The sequence below is a fragment of the Moorena sp. SIO1F2 genome, from assembly GCF_010672755.1.
GTDB lineage: Bacteria > Cyanobacteriota > Cyanobacteriia > Cyanobacteriales > Coleofasciculaceae > Moorena.
Genome location: NZ_JAAHFV010000551.1, coordinates 1 through 2,799 on the forward strand (window position 1 = coordinate 1; position 2,799 = coordinate 2,799).

The following is a 2,799-nucleotide window of genomic DNA, read 5'->3' on the forward strand; positions in this document are numbered from 1 at the left end:
TGTTTATTATGCAGTTTAGCATACAAAACTTACTAGGATTATCTGAAAAATTAAGTCCAATCAAAAGATGGCTTCCTATACTATTAATTCTGTTAACAGCTCTTATATTGTATCACCACCAAATAGATAGGCAAAGCCTTTGGATTGATGAGCTGTACAGCGTCCGAGATGTTAAAACAGGAAAAGGTTTTCCACCTCATAATTTAGTTCGCCCAATTTATTATCTACTTCTCAGTGTCTGGATGAAATTTGGGAATAGCGATGCTTGGTTGCGGAGTTTAGCATCAGTTTTTGGCATAGGTAGTATTTTTCTAACCTACTTAATTAGCTGTCGTTTAAAGTTTAAATTAGAGGGATACATTGCTGCAATTTTACTGACTCTTTCTCCATTATTTATCTATCATTCTCAACAGGTCAGAATGTACTCTTTAACTACATTATCTGGTCTATTGGGCACTTTATTTATGATTCAGGTGTTGGAGCGTCCATCTGATTTTGCAATGGCTTGGTGGGCAGTATTTCGATTAATATCAATTTTAACATTACCCTTAAATTTAACTCTAATATTGCCAGATTTATTCCTAGCCATAATTAAGTTTCGTCGGCAATATAATTTGGTAATTAAGTTTGCCAAATGGCTCCTAATCATGTGTGTTGTGTGGTCTCCACTTTTTCTGTTAAGACTAATCCCAGCGACCAGGAATTTCTCAACTGATCCAGTACAACAAGGTCGTCCATCTCCTAATATTGTTAATTGCCTCAGATTCTTGAGAGAATTTGTAGTTTTGCCACCCTTTTTAGCAGATCAAGTAAACCCAGATACTATTTTAATATGGGTCTATAGAATAATCACTTTATCCTTGATAATCTTGGTAGGTATAGCTTTAGTTACTGCCCTTAGGAAAGAAAATTCCAGTAAAACGCTTTGGGTAGCAGCCTGGGGATTTATACCTCTAATGCAAATTTTCTTAGCTTCTAATCTTTTCTTCTCAATTTGGTTAGATCGATACTTACTATTTACACTTCCCTACTTTTTGATCCTCCTGGCATCAGGTTTAGTCAAGGTTTTGGAACGAAATAGAATCATTGCCTTAATCCTAATTTTATTGTACGGTTTTGCAGTATTTAATGGTTTATCTAACTACTACACAGCTAATTTACATCGAGATTTTCGAGGCATGGTTAACATAATTAAAACTCATGAAAAAAACGATGATATTGTGGTTTGGGCTATAGAAGATTGGATAAATACCTTACCATTATTCCACTACGATCATGGTTATGCTGAAATTGTAGTAGCACCTAGACCACCCTCTTCAAGAACTAAAATTAAACAAGGTAAGATGGAAGATTGGTTTGAGGAGTTACCCGCAACAAAATCGAGACTCTGGCTACTGTGTAAACTTAATTCAAAGAATGAAGAATTGTTCAAGAATATAGTAACACAAAGGTATCAAATTCAAGATCATCAAAGATTTAAAGATCAAAATGGTAAACTTAACTACCATGTATTTTTAGTATTGCCAACTCACCACGAGGGTTGAATACAGTAAGGGTGCATCTCATATTTGTCAAAAAGATCGGAAGTGTGGGGAGAATGGGCATCTGGCCGTGGCATGGGCATCTGGCCCGTTACAATCTTCTCGCGGGCAGGATGCCCACTCTACTCCTATTCATTCAAAGATTCAGCAACTCCCGATTCCCAATTCTAAATTCTCAATTCCCAATTCCCAATTCTCAATTCCCAATTCTTAATTCTTAATTCTCAATTCTTAATTCTTAATTCTTAATTCTTAATTCTTAATTCCCAAAAAAAATAGCCGTAGAAATACTATCCACGGCTATGTCAATCACATATGTCAGAAGTTTCCGAAACCCAAGGCCCCCGGGGGGGAAAGCCCCCCAGAAATTTAAGGTGTTATGGCAACAACCAATACTTGGTCATAGTAGTCATCACTTCCCCTGGAATATCGGTAGGCTCCAGAGGAGTCCACTCCGCGATTTCTGCATAGCCCAGGGAATAAAACATTTGCATGCTATAAATTACTGATTGACGAGGACCTTTGAGAGTGTGCTGAGTAGGTTGTTTCTTGAAATTGCGAGTAAATTCTTCTGACATCTTTCAAAAATTGAACTTTGATTTACAATTATTATTGTAATGATTATAATTTTATTTGTCAAGGGTTTTAAAAAGCTTTTATAAAATTAAGAATTGAGAATTAAGAATTGAGAATTAAGAATTGAGAATTAAGAATTGAGAATTAAGAATTGAGAATTAAGAATTGAGTATTGCCTATTGCCTCTTGCCTCTTGCAATGTGAGAAAAAGGTACTCGTTAAGAACAAATCGGCACCATTCTTTAATACACTAGTACTAGTAAATTTGCAATAAGTACTAGTTACTGAGAAACGAGTACTGGTAAGTGATAAACTAGTACAGTTTAACGAAAAACTAGTACTTGTTTGTTATACACCAGTACTGGTTAACGAGAAACGAGTACTGGTATGTGAGAAACGAGTACCCGTTTGTTATACACCAGTACTTGTTTGTTATACAGCAGTACTAGTTAACGAGAAACGAGTACTGGTATGTGAGAAACGAGTACTGGTTTGCGAGAAACGAGTACTGGTTTGCGGTTAATGGATACTCCTGTGTTAGATATTTATACAGCACTACCCACTTCTGACTTCTGATTTCTTAAGAAACGCTATAATATTTCAATAAATATTGAATAGCAGTTGATGGCAATGGCTGACAATACATCTGATGCCCAACTAGAATTTCTCTTACAGGTACTAG

3 protein-coding genes are annotated in these 2,799 nt (G+C 35.9%); 2 read left to right on the top strand and 1 reads right to left on the bottom strand.

Annotation, left to right across the window (positions count from 1 at the left end; translation table 11 throughout):
- Both F6J94_RS32570 and F6J94_RS32575 read left to right on the top strand, forming a co-directional pair.
- A partial coding sequence (locus F6J94_RS32570) for a glycosyltransferase family 39 protein (RefSeq protein ID WP_293047818.1) occupies nucleotides 1-1,544 on the top strand: 1,544 nt, incomplete at its 5' end.
- Nucleotides 1,545-1,611: 67 nt separating this feature from the next.
- The gene (locus tag F6J94_RS32575) at nucleotides 1,612-1,755 is read left to right on the top strand and encodes a hypothetical protein (RefSeq protein ID WP_293047820.1); all 144 of its coding nucleotides are present in this window, start codon (nucleotides 1,612-1,614) and stop codon (nucleotides 1,753-1,755) included.
- 163 nt (nucleotides 1,756-1,918) lie between these two features.
- Here F6J94_RS32575 and F6J94_RS32580 read toward each other — a convergent pair whose 3' ends face one another.
- Nucleotides 1,919-2,119 carry a hypothetical protein gene (locus F6J94_RS32580; RefSeq protein ID WP_293047822.1) on the bottom strand — a complete coding sequence of 67 codons (201 nt, stop codon included), beginning with the start codon at nucleotides 2,117-2,119 and terminating at the stop codon, nucleotides 1,919-1,921.
- Nucleotides 2,120-2,799 lie beyond the last annotated feature (680 nt).

Coding starts and splice junctions, on each gene's coding strand:
- F6J94_RS32580 (WP_293047822.1), bottom strand. CDS start 2,119: ATGTCAGAAGAATTTACTCGCAATTTCAAGAAACAACCTACTCAGCAC.